The 15,599-nt window shown below is 64.5% G+C and carries 13 protein-coding genes; 6 read left to right on the top strand and 7 right to left on the bottom strand.

The features are described 5' to 3' along the window. The first annotated feature begins 55 nt into the window (after positions 1-55). Positions 56-430 carry a histone gene (locus tag WHZ77_RS29120; protein ID WP_375311100.1) on the top strand — a complete coding sequence of 125 codons (375 nt, stop codon included), beginning with the start codon at positions 56-58 and terminating at the stop codon, positions 428-430. Positions 431-857: 427 nt separating this feature from the next. Beyond that, positions 858-1,868 (top strand): TorF family putative porin, encoded by a 1,011-nt coding sequence (locus WHZ77_RS29115; RefSeq protein ID WP_375311099.1) that lies wholly within the window; start codon positions 858-860, stop codon positions 1,866-1,868. Between the two features lie 133 nt (positions 1,869-2,001). On the opposite strand, the gene WHZ77_RS29110 is transcribed toward WHZ77_RS29115, so the two are convergent. Then, on the bottom strand, positions 2,002-3,768 hold the full coding sequence (locus WHZ77_RS29110; protein ID WP_375311098.1) for an ABC transporter ATP-binding protein/permease: 1,767 nt from the start codon (positions 3,766-3,768) through the stop codon (positions 2,002-2,004). Between the two features lie 311 nt (positions 3,769-4,079). Between WHZ77_RS29110 and WHZ77_RS29105 the strand changes: the two genes are divergently transcribed. Both WHZ77_RS29105 and WHZ77_RS29100 read left to right on the top strand, forming a co-directional pair. Beyond that, positions 4,080-5,744, top strand: a complete 1,665-nt coding sequence (locus WHZ77_RS29105; RefSeq protein ID WP_375311097.1) for an L-lactate permease — start codon at positions 4,080-4,082, stop codon at positions 5,742-5,744. A 144-nt stretch (positions 5,745-5,888) separates the two neighbouring features. Then, positions 5,889-6,287, top strand: coding sequence for an META domain-containing protein (locus tag WHZ77_RS29100; RefSeq protein ID WP_375311096.1), 399 nt, complete (start codon positions 5,889-5,891; stop codon positions 6,285-6,287). Between the two features lie 133 nt (positions 6,288-6,420). On the opposite strand, the gene WHZ77_RS29095 is transcribed toward WHZ77_RS29100, so the two are convergent. From WHZ77_RS29095 to groES, 3 genes are all read right to left on the bottom strand, one after another. After that, positions 6,421-7,632, bottom strand: a complete 1,212-nt coding sequence (locus tag WHZ77_RS29095) for a hypothetical protein (RefSeq protein WP_375311095.1) — start codon at positions 7,630-7,632, stop codon at positions 6,421-6,423. 143 nt (positions 7,633-7,775) lie between these two features. Next, positions 7,776-9,404, bottom strand: coding sequence for a chaperonin GroEL (gene groL / locus WHZ77_RS29090; protein ID WP_375311094.1), 1,629 nt, complete (start codon positions 9,402-9,404; stop codon positions 7,776-7,778). 118 nt (positions 9,405-9,522) lie between these two features. Further along, positions 9,523-9,819, bottom strand: coding sequence for a co-chaperone GroES (gene groES / locus WHZ77_RS29085; RefSeq protein WP_015688616.1), 297 nt, complete (start codon positions 9,817-9,819; stop codon positions 9,523-9,525). Positions 9,820-10,132: 313 nt separating this feature from the next. Between groES and WHZ77_RS29080 the strand changes: the two genes are divergently transcribed. Then, entirely contained in the window at positions 10,133-10,654 is a 522-nt protein-coding gene (locus WHZ77_RS29080; protein WP_007596953.1) for a hypothetical protein, read from the top strand. 200 nt (positions 10,655-10,854) lie between these two features. Here the strand turns inward: WHZ77_RS29080 and WHZ77_RS29075 are convergent, their stop codons facing one another. Next, positions 10,855-11,640 (bottom strand): protein phosphatase CheZ, encoded by a 786-nt coding sequence (locus tag WHZ77_RS29075; protein ID WP_375311093.1) that lies wholly within the window; start codon positions 11,638-11,640, stop codon positions 10,855-10,857. Between the two features lie 317 nt (positions 11,641-11,957). Between WHZ77_RS29075 and WHZ77_RS29070 the strand changes: the two genes are divergently transcribed. Then, entirely contained in the window at positions 11,958-12,773 is an 816-nt protein-coding gene (locus WHZ77_RS29070; RefSeq protein ID WP_375311092.1) for a L,D-transpeptidase, read from the top strand. A 22-nt stretch (positions 12,774-12,795) separates the two neighbouring features. Here WHZ77_RS29070 and WHZ77_RS29065 read toward each other — a convergent pair whose 3' ends face one another. Continuing rightward, the gene (locus WHZ77_RS29065; protein WP_375311091.1) at positions 12,796-14,583 is read right to left on the bottom strand and encodes a caspase family protein; all 1,788 of its coding nucleotides are present in this window, start codon (positions 14,581-14,583) and stop codon (positions 12,796-12,798) included. Positions 14,584-14,777: 194 nt separating this feature from the next. Continuing rightward, positions 14,778-15,593 carry a DUF2076 domain-containing protein gene (locus WHZ77_RS29060; RefSeq protein WP_375311090.1) on the bottom strand — a complete coding sequence of 272 codons (816 nt, stop codon included), beginning with the start codon at positions 15,591-15,593 and terminating at the stop codon, positions 14,778-14,780. Between the last annotated feature and the right edge of the window lie 6 nt (positions 15,594-15,599).

Raw genomic sequence — 15,599 nt, 5'->3', positions numbered from 1 at the left:
GTGACGGCTGAGGACGCCCGATCGACCATTGTTCGTCGGCAACAGGAGGACCACGATGGCGAAAGCAAAGAAGAAAAAAAGCAAGAAGGCCAAAAAGGCCAAGAAGGCTGTAGCGGCGAAGAAAACCGCGAAGAAGGCAGCCAAGAAGTCCGCGAAGAAATCTGCCAAGAAGTCGGCAAAGAAATCCACGAAGAAGTCTGCCAAGAAGACCGCGCCGAAGAAGGCTGTGAAGAAGTCGGCCAAGAAGGCTGTCAAGAAGGCTGCACCGAAGAAGGCCGCGAAGAAAGCGGCACCGAAGAAGGCGAAGGCAGCTCCCCCGCCGAAGCCGTCAGCACCGGCTGCTGCTCCGTCTCCGGAGCCCGCCGCCGAGACGAGCTGGGCGATGCCTTCGTCTTCTGCGGAAGCGACTCCGGTTGAAGGGCAGGGTTAGGCTCAGGTTTGAGCCCAAGGTCAGGCCAAGGGGCCGGGTCCATCTCAATGGCTACGATCGACAACGGAACGGCCGCGGCGGCGACGCTGCGGCCTTTTTGCATCGCCGCAGGCCGCTCAGGGAGGCGCGACGTCTCGTGCCGGCATGATTCGTATTCGGGCACATGCCCTCAGGGTTTTCCGTACTAACCCGGGTCTCCCCATGCACTTTGGAATGCAGATAATGTGATCGAGAAGCAACACAGTCTGACAACCTTTCGTGGAATCGTCAGAACGCCCAAAAAGTCGGCAGATGCCTGCGATTTTTGCTTCGCGGTTTGCCCCCCTCCATACAGATTGTCGCGGTAACGCAATTTTGCAGACAGGTCGTACGCCCCGGGGGGCTTCCGGGAAAACCGACTGGGTAAGAACTGGTGATGGGGATCGAAATGAAGAAAGTGACTTTGTTGGCAACGGCGCTGGCAATGGTGGCGGGTTCGGCTTTCGCGGCAGACATGCCGGTCAAGGCCAAGAAGGCTCCGCCCGTGGTTGCCTTTGATCCTTGGGATGTCGCGTTCGGCGGCGCGATCATGAGCGACTACGTGTTCCGTGGTATCACCCAGTCGAACCACAAGCCGTCGGTCTCCGCCTATTTCGAGCCGCGCTACAACGTGACAAAGGACCTCCAGCTCTATGTCGGCGTCGCCGGTGAGAGCATCTCCTTCCCGAACCGCGCCGCCGCGGAAATCGACATCTACGGCGGTATCCGCCCGACCTTCGGCGCCTTTGCGTTCGACATCGGCGTCTGGGGCTACCTGTATCCGGGTGGGACCTGCTACTTCGGCGGCACCGGCATCGACAACGCAGGCGTGGACCAGGGCCCTGGCTGCGCCGAGAAGGCCCTGCTCAACACCAACGTGATCAAGAAGGACCTGAGCTTCTTCGAAGTCTACGGCAAGGGCACCTACACGGTGAACGACAACTGGTCGTTCGGTTTCACCGAATACTACACCCCGAGCTACCTGAACTCGGGCGCTTGGGGCAACTACGCTTCGGTCGTCGGCAAGTACATCGCGCCCAGCACCGTCTTCGGTCCGAGCGGCGTCGGCATGTACGTGTCGGGTGAGTTCGGTCGTCAGTGGCTCGGCACCTCCGACAGCTTCTATGGCGTCCCGGCATTCCCGAACGGCATCAAGTATGCCGACTACAACACCTGGAACATCGGTATCGGCTTCACCTACAAGGTCGCCACGCTGGACCTGCGCTACTCCGACACCAACCTTTCCAAGGGTGATTGCAACGCCTTCACCAGCGACTTTGCGGCTCGCGGCAACATCACCGCTTCGAGCGGGACCTCCGTTACCCCGATCAATCCGTCGGGCGTTGGCTCCAACTGGTGCGGCGCCACGGGCATTGCAAAGCTGTCGTTCGACCTGACGGCGATGAGCAACCTGAAGTAAGTTTCTTCCTGAGACGACTTCGAGGGCGGCAGAGCAATCTGCCGCCCTTTTGCTTTTCTCCACGCCGTCAAGCCCGCGCATGACGGAGTGTGTCGCGTGGCCTGTTGAGCCTAACTGCCTTCCCGCTTGCGCCTCAGCGCGCCGCGCTCGGCTCCACTTCGGCCGGCTTGCTCGCGTCGCCGAGGACGTGGATCTCGCCGCGCTTCGCCATTGTCACCTTGCGGGTATGGAAGGCGTCGAGCGTCGAGCGGTGCCCGATCGAGACGATGGTGGCCTGCGGCAGCTTCTCCGCCAGCAACCGGTACAGCCGGGCCTCGGACGGCTCGTCCAATGAGGCAGTCGCCTCGTCAAGGAAGAGATAGTCCGGCACATGCAGCAGCGCGCGGGCAAGTCCGAGGCGCTGCTGCTCGCCGAGTGACAGCATCCGGTTCCAGTGACCGTCCTCGTCCAGCCGCTCGGCGAGGCCGGGCAGCCCGACCGCAATCAGCGCGTCCCGAACTTGCGCGGCCTCGAAAGCGCCCGGAGCTGCGGGATAGACCACGGCATCGCGCAACATGCCGACCGGGAAGTAGGGACGCTGCGGCAGCATCATCAGTTTCGCCCTTTCGGGAATGACGATGGTGCCGGTGCCGAACGGCCAGATGCCGGCGATGGCGCGGAACAGCGTCGACTTGCCCGAGCCCGACGGCCCGGTCACCAGCACCCGTTCCGGCGTCTGGATGGCAAATGCGTCGGCAGCGACCAGCGGCGTGCCGTTGGGCAGGTTCACGCAGAGCTCCTCGAGCCCGATATCGCGGCGGCTGCCGCCGGCGGCCCTGAGGGCGATCGCCGGCTCATGCGCCGGCAGGTGCGCGGCGGAATCGACCGACATCTCGAAGCCGTCGAGACGCGCGACGATCGATCGCCATTCCGCGAGCGACCGGTAGGCCGTCACGAAAAACGAGAGCGCGCCCTGCACGCTGGAGAAGGCGGAGGCGGTCTGCATCATGTCGCCGAGCTGGATCTTCTTGGCGAAGAACGCCGGCGCGACCAGCACGTAGGGGAAGATCACGGCGGCCTGCTGATAGCTCGCCGTGAACGCGGTGAGGCGCTTGGTCCGGCTCATGATGGCGTACCAGTTGCCGATCACGAAGCCGAAGCGATCCAGCAGGCGCGAGCGTTCGGCGCCTTCGCCCTTGAGCAGCGCGATCTGCTCGGAATTCTCGCGCACGCGAACGAGATTGAAGCGGAAATCGGCCTCATAGCGCTGCTGCTCGAAATTGAGGTTGACCAGCGGGGCGCCGATCCAGTGGGTCAGCGCGGTGCCGAAGATCGCGTAGACCAGCGCGCCCCAGCACAGATAACCGGGGATCATCAGATCTTGGCCGAACAGGTGCAGCGGTGCAGCATTGGACAGGCCCCAGAGGATGATGACGAAGGAGAACAGCGTCACGATCGATGAGAGCAGGCCCAGCCCGATCGTCAGGGTCTGCTCAACGAAGTTCTTGACGTCCTCGGTGATGCGCTGGTCGGGGTTGTCGGCCGCATCGCCCTTGAGCTGCATGCGGTAATGCGTGGCGTCTTGCAGCCATTCGCCCAGGTAGTGCCGGGTCAGCCACTGCCTCCAGCGGATCTGAAGCCATTGGTTCAGGTAGAGCTTGTAGACGGCCAGCGCGATAAAGGTGAAAGCGAGGCCGACGAAGATCCAGATCTGAGTGACGAAGGCGTCCCAGTCGCTGTTCTGGAGCGCAGTGTAGAACCGGTTCTGCCACTGGTTCACCAGCACGTCGATCGCGACCAGCGCCAACTCCATCGCGATGACGGCCGCGAGCAGGCCCCGCCCCACCCACTTGTCCTCTGAGCGGAAATAGGGAACGGCGATTCGCCAGACGATCGCGAGGGTGGCGATGATGTTCTTCACAGAGCTGAATCTCCTACGGGGATGTGCACAACTGCCCGGAGCCAAACGGCTGAGGCAATGGCTGAAATCGGCGCGCTTAGACTAAAGTCGCAAGTCCTGCAATTTGCGTTGGCTTGTCGCAGCTTGCAACCCTAGCATGGGTCTCAATGGCGCGGGGTGGGGGCCTTCGGGACTTCGCGGGCTTGTGAGCGGACGGGAACCGCTGCATTCGCGAGGAATTCGAGTCCAACCCGGGGGATCGCTTCCAGCGTCAAGCAGGCTCGGCTGTCCACGCGGGCCGCCTGCCGCACACATGCGTGGGGAGGAAGATCATGTGGAATCAAGTCTATGATCCGCTGCACAGTCCTGTGTTGTCGACGATCGCCGCGGCGGTGCCTGTCGTCACGCTGCTGGTTCTGATCGCAAGCGGCCGCGTCCAGGCTCATATTGCGGCGATCATCGCCGTGATCGTGGCCAATTTGATCGCGATCTTCATCTTCACCATGCCGGCGAACATGTCGATCCGCGCCTCGCTGCTGGGCATCGTGACCGGCTTCTTCCCCATTGGCTGGATCGTCCTCAACGTCATCTTCCTCTACCAGGTGACGGTGTCGACCGGGCGCTTCGAACTCCTCAAGCGCGCGATCGGCGGCGTCACCGAGGACCGGCGGTTGCAATTGCTGCTGATCGCATTCTCCTTCGGCGCCTTCTTCGAGGGCGCCTCGGGCTTCGGCACGCCGGTGGCGATCACGGGCGCGGTGCTGATCGGCCTCGGCTTCTCGCCGCTTGCGGCAAGCGGCCTGTCGCTGATCGCCAACACCGCGCCGGTCGCCTATGGTGCGCTGGGCACGCCGATCCAGGGTCTTGCCTCGGTTACCGGGTTCGATCCCTACATCCTCGGCGCGATGGTCGGACGGCAGCTGCCGTTCTTCTCGCTGATCGTGCCGTTCTGGGTGATATGGGCTTTTGCCGGATGGAAAGGCATGAAGGACATCTGGCCGGCGATCCTGGTCACCGGCGTGTCGTTCGCGATCCCGCAATTCGTGATCTCGAACTTCATCAATCCCTGGATCGTCGATATCGGCGCGTCGCTGATCTCGATGGGTGCGCTGATTCTGTTCCTGAAGGTGTGGCAGCCGAAGCAGCTCTGGCTGTCCCCGGCGCTACGCGGCAATGATGAATCGGCCTCCACCATGGCCGCGGCAAAGCCGCTCGACAAGACGCCGCTCACGCAGAGCGAGCTGTTCAGCGCGCTGCTGCCTTGGATCATCGTCTGTATCGTGATGCTGGTCTGGGGCAACGGCGGCTTCAAGACCTGGGCAAACTCGATCTTCACCTGGAACTATCCCGTTCCCGAACTGCACCAGATGATCAACAAGATGCCGCCGGTCGCGCCAGGGCCGACGAAGGAGAGCGCGGTGTTCGGCTTCACCTACCTGTCCTTCACCGGCACGGGCATGCTGATCGCCGCCATCATCTCCGGCTTCCTGATGGGCGTTGGTCCCGGACAACTCGTCACCCAGTACGGCCGCACCATCCGGCTGTGCGCGATCTCGCTGATCACGATCTCGGCGATGCTCGCGATCGGTACGTTGACGCGGCTCTCCGGTGTCGACGCGACGCTCGGCCTCGCCTTCGCCGCGACCGGCGTGCTCTATCCCTTCTTCGGCACGCTGCTCGGCTGGCTCGGCGTGGCGCTGACGGGGTCGGATACGTCGTCGAACATCCTGTTCGGAAATTTGCAGAAGATCACGTCCGAGCAGCTCGGCATTTCGCCGATCCTGATGAGCGCGGCGAATTCCTCCGGCGGCGTGATGGGCAAGATGATCGACGCGCAGTCGATCGTGGTCGCCTCCACGGCCACCAACTGGTACGGCCACGAGGGCACCATCCTGCGCTTCGTGTTCTGGCACTCGATCGTGCTCGCCTGTCTCGTCGGTGTGCTCGTGACGCTGCAGGCCTATGTCTGGCCGTTCACGGCGATGGTCCTGAAGTAGCAGGCCGCGTCGCGGCTTCGACGCAAGTCAAATCTCCCCGCGGGTTGTCCTCGCGGGGATTTTTGCGCCCGAAGCCGGCGAACCTTCTCAATGGCGTCGTCGTCTTATAGAAGGTGCCGCAAATCAGGTCGGTCGAGAGGTGTCATGGTTTCGCTCAAGCAGATGGCGTGTGTGGCGGTTGCAATGCTGGCGATGTCCGCTGTCGCGCGTGCCGAGGACGGCTTTCCGTTCGGCACCGAGATGACGCTGGAGGCGCTGCCGCAGCCGGGCTCGAAGCGGATTCCGAACATCGAGATCGGCGACCATGGCGAGGTGGTGCTGGAGCTCTGGTGCAAGGGCGGCAAGGGCCAGTTCTCGGTCGCCGGCAACACCGTGATCTTTGTTCCGGGCCAGATCCAGGACCGCTCTTGCCCGCCGGCGAGAGCGCAGGCCGACGACGAACTCGTCGCGGCGCTGAGCAGCGTCGAGACCTGGAAGCGCCAGGGCGATGTGCTCACGCTGGTCGGCCCCAAGCCGTTGCGCTTTCGCTCGACGGGGAATTAGCGTTTAGCTCGCTGTCCGTACCCCGGCTTGACCGGGGTACCCAGTACGCCGTGACCTATCGATTCAACGACTGCCGTCTCGGACTACTGGATCGCCCGGTCGAGCCGGCGATGACACCGACCTGGTGGCTACGTCACTTCCACACCGATTTGTCGGCATCCCAGCGCTGGCCCTTCAGCTCCTTCGTGAGCGCCTCGACCGAGCCGTTGTCGTCGGGCTGATCGCCTTCCTCGTCGGCCGCCGCGTCGTCGGACAGGTTGAGCTTGGCGCCGCTGCTCTCGTCCGCCGTCGTTGTCGCGGGGCTGCCGATCCACAGCATCAGCCTGTCGGTCGTGCCGGGCTTGTCGGGCGAGATCAGGCCTGCGACCTCGATCGTGTCGGTGAGATCGAGTGCCGGAAAATCCGGGTTCGGCCGCTTGAAGACGAGCTTGAGCTTGCCGGTGGAGGGGTTGAAGCTTTGCGAGACCGGCTTTGCCGATAGCGTCCTGCTCAGCACGCCGGCAACCGCGGTCGCGAGCTTGTCGCGGCTGAGCTTGTCGCCGTCGCGCCAATCGGCGGCGGCAAAGCGGATACTGCGGTCCATCTCAGTCATGCCGGCGGTCCAGCCCGCGGCGGTGACGCCCGGCATCGCCTTGAACTTTGCCAGCAGGGCGCCTGCGCGCTCCGGATCGACCGACATGTTGATGGTCTGCTCGCCGGCGCGCAGCGCGTCGCAACCGACCGAGAGGCTCGCCAGCGTTACCTCGACGTCCTGGCCCTTCAGGCTCTTCAGGAACTCGGTCGCCGCATCCAGCTTGACCTTGACCGCGATCGCTTCCGGCGAGACGTCGGTAAAATCCTTCGGCTGCGGCGTGATGCCGTCGTCGGAGGTCTGGTTGTCCTGGAATTCCTTCTCGCTGAGATCGGAATTGTCGGGAGAGGTGACCTCGGTCACGGCCTGACCGATGCTGATCTGGCCGCGGAACTCGAACGTGTCTCCAGACTGCTTGCGCAGCAGCTTGACGCTGACGGGCGACTTCTCGCCGAGACTCTGCGTCGTGCCGGTCAGGTTCTGGCCCGCGACCTGGAGATTGACGACGAAGCGGTCCTTGCGGTCGGAATTCTTCGCGACGGGATAGCAGACGTCGAGCACGGCCGCCGTGACGGTCTTGCCCTGGCGCGTCTCCTTCAGGATGACGTCGGCATTGCCGTCCATCAGCCCGTCGATCGAGGTGAAATAACGTATCTCCGGCCCGCTTGGCGCCGTGGTCTTGGGAGACAGCTTCATCTGCGCGGAGGCGGGATGTGGCGAGGTAGCAAGCAGAGCGGCCAAAACAATTGTCGGGCAAACCAGAAGCGCGCGCATCGACGAAATCCTCGAGCAAAAGAGTCGGCGCCACCGTAGTTGGTTTTGGCCGCCGGTTGAATCGGAAAGCGCGGGCGAACTTGGGCAAAAAAGAAGGCCGCCCGGAGGCGGCCTTCGCAACACTGTCAGGTCACAGGACGGGCTCAGAAGCCACCCATGCCGCCGCCGGCCGGCATGGCGGGCGCAGCTTCCTTCGGCAGTTCGGCGACCATGGCCTCGGTGGTGACCAGGAGGCCGGCCACGGAGGAGGCGTCCTGCAGCGCGGTGCGAACCACCTTGGCGGGATCGATGATGCCCTTCTCGACCATGTCGACATAGTCCTCGTTCTGGGCGTCGAAGCCGAAGGTCTCGGACTTGTTCTCCAGGATCTTGCCGACGACGATCGAGCCTTCCACGCCCGCGTTCTCGGAGATCTGGCGGATCGGAGCTTCCAGCGCCTTCAGCACGATGTTGATGCCGGCCTGCACGTCGGCATTGGCGTTGGTGAGACGGCCCACGGCCTTCTTGGCGCGGAGCAGCGCGACGCCGCCGCCGGGGACGATGCCTTCCTGTACCGCGGCGCGGGTGGCGTTGAGCGCGTCCTCGACGCGGTCCTTCTTCTCCTTGACCTCGATCTCGGTGGCGCCGCCGACGCGGATCACCGCGACGCCGCCGGCGAGCTTGGCGAGGCGCTCCTGGAGCTTCTCACGGTCGTAGTCCGAGGTGGTCTCCTCGATCTGGGCCTTGATCTGGCCGACGCGGGCCTCGATCTCCGGCTTCTTGCCGGCGCCCTTGACGATCGTGGTGTTCTCCTTGTCGATCACGACCTTGCCGGCGCGTCCGAGCATCTTCACCGTGACGTTCTCGAGCTTCATGCCGAGGTCTTCGGAGATCAACTGGCCGCCGGTGAGGATCGCGAGGTCCTCGAGCATGGCCTTGCGGCGGTCGCCGAAGCCCGGCGCCTTGACGGCCGCGACCTTGAGGCCGCCGCGCAGGCGGTTGACGACCAGGGTCGCCAGTGCCTCACCCTCGACGTCCTCGGCGATGATGACGAGCGGCTTGCCCGACTGCACCACGGCTTCCAGCACTGGCAGCATGGCCTGCAGGCCCGAGAGCTTCTTCTCGTGCAGGAGGATGTAGGCGTCCTCGAACTCGGCGGTCATCTTTTCGGAGTTGGTGACGAAGTAGGGGCTGAGATAGCCGCGGTCGAACTTCATGCCCTCGACGATGTCGACTTCGGTGTCGAGCGACTTGTTTTCCTCGACGGTGATGACGCCCTCGTTGCCGACCTTCTGCATCGCCTGGGCGATCATCTTGCCGATGGCGGCATCGCCGTTGGCCGAGATGGTGCCGACCTGGGCGACCTCGGCAGAGGAGGCAACCGGCTTGGCGCGCTTCTCGATGTCCTTGATGACGGCTGCAACCGCGATGTCGATGCCGCGCTTGAGGTCCATCGGGTTCATGCCGGCGGCAACCGCCTTGGCGCCTTCGCGCACGATGGCCTGGGCCAGCACGGTCGCGGTGGTGGTGCCGTCACCGGCGAGGTCATTGGTCTTGGAGGCGACCTCCCGCAGCATCTGGGCGCCCATGTTCTCGAACTTGTCCTCAAGCTCGATCTCCTTGGCGACGGTGACGCCGTCCTTGGTGATGCGGGGCGCGCCGAAGCTCTTCTCGATGACGACATTGCGGCCCTTGGGGCCGAGCGTCACCTTGACGGCGTTGGCGAGAATGTCGACGCCGCGCAGCATGCGATCGCGCGCGTCTCCGGAAAACTTGACGTCTTTGGCAGCCATGTCTGCAGTCCCTCGTGTTTCGTGATGTGTCTTGTTTCGTCATGCGGCGGCCGGAATGATGGATGCCCGGATCGGGCGATCCGGGCATGACATTCAGCGGCTGTTCAGGCGGGTGGCCTTAGGACAGAACGCCCATGATGTCCGACTCCTTCATGATCAGGAGATCTTCGTTGTCGATCTTGACCTCGGTGCCCGACCACTTGCCGAACAGCACGCGGTCGCCGACCTTGAGGTCGATCGGGGTCAGCTTGCCGGCTTCGTCGCGGCCGCCGGGGCCGACGGCGACGATTTCGCCCTGGGACGGCTTTTCCTTGGCGGAATCGGGAATGATGATGCCGCCCTTGGTCTTTTCCTCGGCGTCGATACGTTTGACCACGACACGGTCATGCAGCGGACGAAATTTGGATTTAGCCATGACGTTTCCCTTTGGAGGCGCTTCGAAAGTAGTGGAAGTAGGTGGGGCGGCGCTTCCGTCCTTCCTCTTCCTGAGGATCGAACGGCGCGCTTAGCAATCGGGCTTTCCGAGTGCTAATAGTGCGCCCGGAAATATTGCTTGGCCGCGATCCTGTCAAGCAAAGGTGGTTAAGCGATTGGTGAGGCGGATATAGGATGGTGGCATTGGAAACTCGTTCGGGGTGCCGACGTATTAAAGGACGTCATTGCTCCAGCAGCGGTTTTACGCTTGGCTGCGGGAGGGGTGCGGCCGTCGTCTTGTTCGGGGGAATGCCATGATCAGTTCAGCTCACGCGCGCACGGTTGCCAATCTGGCGGCCGCCTCTTGCCTGGCGCTGCTGCTCGGCGCTTGCGGCGGTGGCATGAGCCTGCCGTCATTCTCGTCGTCTTCGCCGCCGCCCGAGGCCGAGCCCGGTACCGGTCCGGAAATGCCGGCGAGCATCCGTGCCGACGAAATCGTCGGCCGTTGGGGCCTGGCCTCGTTCCAGAACCCGGCCGACCGCGCCCGAACCGAGGCCGCGGCGAGGGCGCAGTGCAAGAATCCCTACGTGATCACCGCCGGCTCCTCCGGCGGCGTGATCATGCATCTGGCCGACCAGGCGACGCCGCAGGAACTGCGGCTAAAGGGCTCGCCCAGCGGCAAGAATTATATCGGGCCGGCGGGGCCGACCCCCGGCGAGCAGGACCGCGAAATCGTCTCCTTCGACGGCCGCGTCCTGATCACCCGCTTCATCGACAAGGACGCCGCCACCCGCTACGGCAACATGGTCTACGTCCGCTGCGCGCCAAGGGCGTAGTCTCTTCGTCATGCCCCGCCTGGTGCGCAATTGCGCACGGGGCCGGGGCATCTAGTACGCCGCGGCCCCTCGATTCAATCGCTACTGGCTCGGAATACTGGGCGCCCGGTCAAGCCAGGCGATGACAGCGGAGGGGACGGCCCAAATAAAAAACGCCGGCTTTCGCCGGCGTTTTATTTTTTCCGCGAGGCTGCGACCGATCAGTCGAACAGTGCGTCGATATCGTCCTGCGAGGCGTGGCCGACGTCGCCGTTGAGCTTCGGGCCGTTGAGGAGCTTGTCGTCGTCACTGCGGGTGTCGACCTGCGCCGGCACGTGAGCCTTGATCGCGTCGACGCCGCCCCAGATGTCCATCATCGCATTGATGTGCTGCTCGATGAACTTCATGGTGGTCATGACCTTGCTGATGCGCTGCCCGGTCAGGTCCTGGAAGTTGCAGGCCTCGAAGATCGAGATGACACGTTCCTGGATGTCATCGGCGAGCCGCTTCTGCTGGTCGGCCGAGTCCACCTTGGCCATCGCGCTGGCCGCCTGGTCGATCGATTCGGCAGCTTCGAGAATTTGCTGGGTGGCCTGCTCGGTGCCGCCGACCACCGCGCCGAGCTCGCCATTGACCTTGGCCATCTCCGCGCCGTCAAAGCTCTTGCCATGCAGCACCGCGATCTCGCGCTTGGTGCGGTCGATGGCGTCATGGATCAGGTCGAGCTCGATCTTCAGCTTCTCGCACTGCTCGATCTGGGCCCGATAGGTCTCGAGCATCGTGCGTGCGTCGGAAAGCTCCCTCGCCGTGGAGGCGTCGATCGCCGCCATGGCCGCGCTGCCGGACAAGGGCGCAGGCACGCTGCCCTTGGCCATCTGTGCGCGGATCGCGCGCAGCTCCGCCATGATCTCGCTATGCATCGGGATTGCCTCATCAGTTACGTCAAGAATGGGCATCTCGCCACCGACGATATCCTCGACACGAAAACGCTTGCGGTGAACAGCCATCAGATACTCCCCCCACCTAACTCACGCGTCTTTGTAGGCAGAAGCAATTTAACACGAGGTTCACAGCCGGAACTGTTGCGCGGTCGCGCGCGGCGACGCAAAAAACCGCTGATTAACCATGGGACTGTGGCGTTCATCGAAAATAAACGCTGATCGCCAAATTGGGCCTTCGTTCGCGACGTGGTGAATCGAAACGTCGTTCTCGTTTACCAAACAAAACGGCTTTTGCTCTTTATTGACCACGTCGCGGACGCCGATCAGCCATCAGCTCCTGCATGACGCCATGTGATCTAGACGAAACAGTACAGAGTACGTCGATGTTCAAGAAAATGTCTGTCGCGCTGCTTGGCAGCGCTTGCACCTTCATTGCCGGCGCAAACAGCGCGAATGCCTTCGACAATACGGTGCCGAACGATCCGCCGGCGGTGCTCTACCAGCCGCAGGTGCCGCCGGCGCCGGTACGCGTCGCCTCCAATTCGAACATGGGCGGCGGCTTCATCGAGTTCCTGTTCGGCGATGGTCCGGGCCGCGGTCCCGCCTACGCGCCGCAGCAGCCGGTCTATCAGCAGCAGCCGGGTTACTACGACCAGCGCCGCCTGCCGCCGATGGGCGAGCCGCAGATGCAGGGTGGATATCAGCAAGGCGCAGGTCTCCAGCAGGAGGCGGTCGATCCGCGCCAGCGTCAATTCGACCCAAGATTCGAGAAGCAATCTGTTGACTATAGCGGCAAGGAAAGTGCCGGCACGATCGTGGTCGATACGCCGAACAAGTTCCTCTATCTCGTCGAGGGCAACGGCCGGGCGATGCGTTACGGCATCGGCGTCGGACGCCCCGGCTTCACCTGGTCCGGCGTGAAGTCGATCACGGCCAAGCGCGAATGGCCGGATTGGACGCCGCCCGCGGAAATGATCGCGCGCCGCCCCGACCTGCCCCGGCACATGGAAGGCGGTCCGGAAAACCCGCTCGGCGCCCGCGCGATGTATCTGGGCTCGACGCTCTACCGTATCCACGGGTCCAACGAGCCCTGGACCATCGGCACCAACGTGTCCTCCGGCTGCATCCGCATGCGCAACGAGGACGTCATCGACCTCTACGGCCGCGTCAATGTCGGCACCAAGGTCGTGGTGATGTGAACCGGATCGGCGGGCAAGCAGCCTATTCGCAGTAGGTCTTGCCGCCGAACGAGAAGCACTTGCCGCCGCCACCGCGGGGCGCCGGCGCAGTGCGTGTCGCGGCGGGTTCCTGCCGCGTCACGGTCTTCGGCTTCGGCGCCGGCTCGGGCCGCTTCTCGCAGGCGCCGCTGGCGTTGAGGACATAGCCGCTCGAACAGCCGATCTGGACGCAGCGGTCGCCCTCGGCGCGCTGTCCCCTGGCGCACACCAGCGGACAGACGCGGTCGGTCTTGCCGCGCACCGAGTCCAGCGCGTCAAGGCTCGCCAGCTTCACGTCGAAATGGGTGTCGGCGCTCCTGTTGAACAGCTCCAGCGCCTTGCGCGAGCCGTCATCCCACTTGCCGTCCATGCTGCCGGGATCGCAGCCGACGCGCTTCAGGTGAGCCTGCAGCAGCCGCGCGATATCGGACGGATCCATCTTTGGTGCGGCAGGCGGCGGCGCCGGCGGGGGCGGCTGGCTGGGCGTGAGCGCGGCCAGCTTCTCGGCTTGAGCCTTGTCGGCCTGCGCCTTGTCCGCCTGGGCCTTGGCGTCGCGTTTGGCCTGCTCGACCTGAATCTGCGCATCGGCTGCCGCCTGGCGCCGGGCCTCGTCGACCTGCACCCGGGCCGCATCGGCCTGCCGCCGGGCCTGTTCGGCCTGACGCCGCGCCTCGTCTAGCTCCCTCTTGGCCTGCTCGGCGATCTGCGCCCGAGCCTCGTCGAGGTCGCGCTTGGCCTGCTCGGAGAGCTTCTGCTTGGCCTCCGCGGTCTGGCGCGCGCTCTGCTCTTCGAGCTGCCGGCGGAAGTCCGCGGCCTTCTGCGCCGCCAGCTCGTCGGCCTGCCGTTTGGCGTCATCCGCCCGGGCGCGGCCCTGCTGGGCGGCTTCGAGCTTGCTGTTCTGCCCGCGGGCGAGGTTGGCGAAGAAACCGGCCGGGTGCTTGGCGAGGAAGGAATCCCAGGCTTCCCTGGTGCCGACCTGCGCCGCCAGCTCGTAGTCGACGCGGGCTTCCGCCTCGGGATCGGCGGCGCGCGGGACCAGCGCCACGGTGTCGCCGCCGAGCGACCCGTACACGAATGGCTCCTGCCGGTTGCCGGTGGCCTTGAGCACCTCGTCCCGGACGCGGCCGAACGCGATGCGCAAATCGAGCCCGGGCTCGGCGATGTTCCGCACCAGCGCCGTGGCGAACGGACTGTTCTGCCCGTCGCCGTCGCTCGCCACCGCGCCGGCCCTTGCGGCGAACGCGATCAGCGTGTCCGACATTGAAGGTTCGACCTTGGCGAGGCCGCGCCCGATCGCGCGGCTGGCGACGGTGCGCTTCATGCTGGTGGCGAACGGATTGTCGCGGCAGGCATCGAGGATGACGAGCTTGAGTCGCTTGGCGCCGTCGAGCGCGCGCATCACGCGATCGAGCGAGATGGTCTCGTCCTCGATGTCGAAATCGCTCGCGAGCCTGGCGTCGGCCGGCACCAGATAGTTGACGCCGTCGACCTCGATGCCATGGCCGGCATAGTAGACCACGGCGACGTCGGCATCCTGCGACGCTGCGGAGAACTCGCGGATGGCGCGGCGCAGCTCGGCGATGCCGAGATCGCGCCTGCTGTCCACGGCGTCGAAACCCGCCTTCTTGAACAAGGCCGCCATCACGTCGGCATCGCGCGCGGGATTGGGCAGTCGCGGCACCTGCCGGTACTCGGAAACGCCAATGACGAGCGCAACGCGCTTGGCGGCCCAAGCCGCGTCGGCGGAGATCGAAAAGATCAGCGCGAGCAGAAACAAAAGAGCGGATCGCACGGAGAGCCTCCGCGGGTGCAATAAGGGTCCCTGTCAATGGGACGATCATAGCGACGACGCCCTGCGTCTCCAAGATCGGTCTTCCTGCCTGGGCGTTTGCGTGACGAATTGCACGCAAGGACATGAATACCGCCGAAACGGAAACGGCCGCCTGTTCGGCGGCCGCTCGTTTGGGGTCGTGAATCTTGCCGCGATCAGGCGTAATCGCTGCCGCCGTCATCTCCGCCGCCGAAATCGCTGTCGTCGGCCAGGTCCATATTGCCGTCGTCGCGATTGTCGTCGTCGTTCTGGTCGTTGTTGTCCCGGTCGTTCGAGGCCTGATCGGAGAAGCTTTGGCGGGATTCGCGGTTCGATCCGATGTCGTTGAGACCGGCATCGCGCGCGAGCGATCCGCCGGACTGATCACTACCGCTCCAGGGGCTGCGATCGCCGCCCAGGGAGTTGGTGTCGCCGAAGGCCTGCTGGTGCGATCCGCCCATCATGCCGCGGATGCTGGAGAGCAGGAGCGAGCCGCCGACGACGCCGGCCGCGGCAGCCGCCGCCGTGCCGAGGAACGAGCCGCCGCCACCGCCGACCGGCGGGGCACCATAGCCCTGACCCGGGCCTTGGCCGTAGGCCTGCCCGTAAGGCGGCTGGCCGTAGCCCGGCTGTGGCTGCGGCATGGCCTGGCCGGTGTTCCAGACCGGCCGCGAGTCGCGCGGCGGCACGTTCGGAACCGAGCCGCGTGCGGGGCCGCCACCGAACAGCGTGTCGCGCATGGTATCGAGGAAGCCGCCCGACTGGGCCTGCTCCGGCGCATGAGCCGTTTCCAGCTCCTGGATGCGGTTATGGGCGCGCTTCAGCGCTTCGTCCTGCAACAGTGTCGTCTGCACCAGCGCGTAGATCGCGCCGGGGGCCTTGCGCAGGCCGTCGGAGATCGCAGCGATCGCGTCTGGATCGCGCGGTGCGTTTTCCAGTTTCGAAAGCCGGTCGAAAAGGTCGTCGACGAGCTGGCGTTCCTGCGGCGTCATGATCAA

Origin of the sequence: Bradyrhizobium sp. A5 (assembly GCF_042076515.1) — a bacterium.
Classification (GTDB): Bacteria; Pseudomonadota; Alphaproteobacteria; order Rhizobiales; family Xanthobacteraceae; genus Bradyrhizobium; species Bradyrhizobium cosmicum.
This window is presented reverse-complemented; position numbering and strand designations above follow the sequence as displayed.

What these genes read in the sequence shown, in the direction of transcription:
- WHZ77_RS29120 (WP_375311100.1), top strand. Translation starts at nt 56, where the DNA reads ATGGCGAAAGCAAAGAAGAAAAAAAGCAAGAAGGCCAAAAAGGCCAAG.
- WHZ77_RS29075 (WP_375311093.1), bottom strand. Translation starts at nt 11,640, where the DNA reads ATGGCTGTTCACCGCAAGCGTTTTCGTGTCGAGGATATCGTCGGTGGC.
- WHZ77_RS29070 (WP_375311092.1), top strand. Translation starts at nt 11,958, where the DNA reads ATGTTCAAGAAAATGTCTGTCGCGCTGCTTGGCAGCGCTTGCACCTTC.
- WHZ77_RS29060 (WP_375311090.1), bottom strand. Translation starts at nt 15,593, where the DNA reads ATGACGCCGCAGGAACGCCAGCTCGTCGACGACCTTTTCGACCGGCTT.
- WHZ77_RS29105 (WP_375311097.1), top strand. Translation starts at nt 4,080, where the DNA reads ATGTGGAATCAAGTCTATGATCCGCTGCACAGTCCTGTGTTGTCGACG.
- WHZ77_RS29100 (WP_375311096.1), top strand. Translation starts at nt 5,889, where the DNA reads ATGGTTTCGCTCAAGCAGATGGCGTGTGTGGCGGTTGCAATGCTGGCG.
- WHZ77_RS29095 (WP_375311095.1), bottom strand. Translation starts at nt 7,632, where the DNA reads ATGCGCGCGCTTCTGGTTTGCCCGACAATTGTTTTGGCCGCTCTGCTT.
- WHZ77_RS29080 (WP_007596953.1), top strand. Translation starts at nt 10,133, where the DNA reads ATGATCAGTTCAGCTCACGCGCGCACGGTTGCCAATCTGGCGGCCGCC.
- groES (WP_015688616.1), bottom strand. Translation starts at nt 9,819, where the DNA reads ATGGCTAAATCCAAATTTCGTCCGCTGCATGACCGTGTCGTGGTCAAA.
- groL (WP_375311094.1), bottom strand. Translation starts at nt 9,404, where the DNA reads ATGGCTGCCAAAGACGTCAAGTTTTCCGGAGACGCGCGCGATCGCATG.
- WHZ77_RS29115 (WP_375311099.1), top strand. Translation starts at nt 858, where the DNA reads ATGAAGAAAGTGACTTTGTTGGCAACGGCGCTGGCAATGGTGGCGGGT.